Source organism: Cellulomonas citrea, from assembly GCF_009829685.1.
GTDB lineage: Bacteria > Actinomycetota > Actinomycetes > Actinomycetales > Cellulomonadaceae > Cellulomonas > Cellulomonas citrea.
In genome coordinates this window covers 1-572 of sequence record NZ_VWSD01000364.1, presented here as the reverse complement: position 1 = coordinate 572, position 572 = coordinate 1, and the positions used below count along the sequence as shown (strand labels likewise).

Sequence of the window (572 nt, the reverse complement as noted above, 5' to 3'; positions counted from 1 at the left end):
GTGCGCGGCGGCCCGACCGCGGCGACCAGCTTCCTGCGCGGATCGATGGGTTCGACGCTGGTCGAGGCGATGGTCCCCGAACTCGGCGATGCCATGCGCGTGGCGAGCGATCCGCTGGTCGGCGAATTGCTGCGCGGCCTCACCGGCGTTGATCTCGGCGGTGCGACCACGCGCTTCGCCAACAATATCGACAACACCATCTGGCGCGAAATGGGCGTCGAGGAAGCCGCCATCCGCCGCGATCCGCGATCGACCAACGACCCGCTGATCATCGGCGTCTTCGGCGTGGGCGGGGGGTACTAGCCCAGGCGCCCCTGCACCGCTAAGGCTCCCCGGGAATCGCAATTCCCGGAGCCTTCGCACATGAAATTCTTCGTCGACACCGCAGACATCGCCGACATCAAGGAGCTGGCCGAGACCGGCCTGCTGGACGGCGTCACCACCAATCCCAGCCTGATCGCCAAGTCGGGGCGGGACTTCATGGAAGTGACCAAGGAGATCTGCGGCATCGTCGATGGCCCGGTCAGTGCCGAGGTCGTCGCGCTCGATCACGAGACCATGATGAAGGAAGC

At 66.1% G+C, this 572-nt stretch carries 2 protein-coding genes; both read left to right on the top strand.

Annotated features, from left to right (window positions below; genetic code table 11):
- A partial coding sequence (locus tag F2B26_RS16760) for a DUF4197 family protein (RefSeq protein ID WP_159811227.1) occupies window positions 1-303 on the top strand: 303 nt, incomplete at its 5' end.
- A gap of 60 nt (window positions 304-363) precedes the next feature.
- A partial coding sequence (locus tag F2B26_RS16755; RefSeq protein WP_268891129.1) for a transaldolase family protein occupies window positions 364-572 on the top strand: 209 nt, incomplete at its 3' end.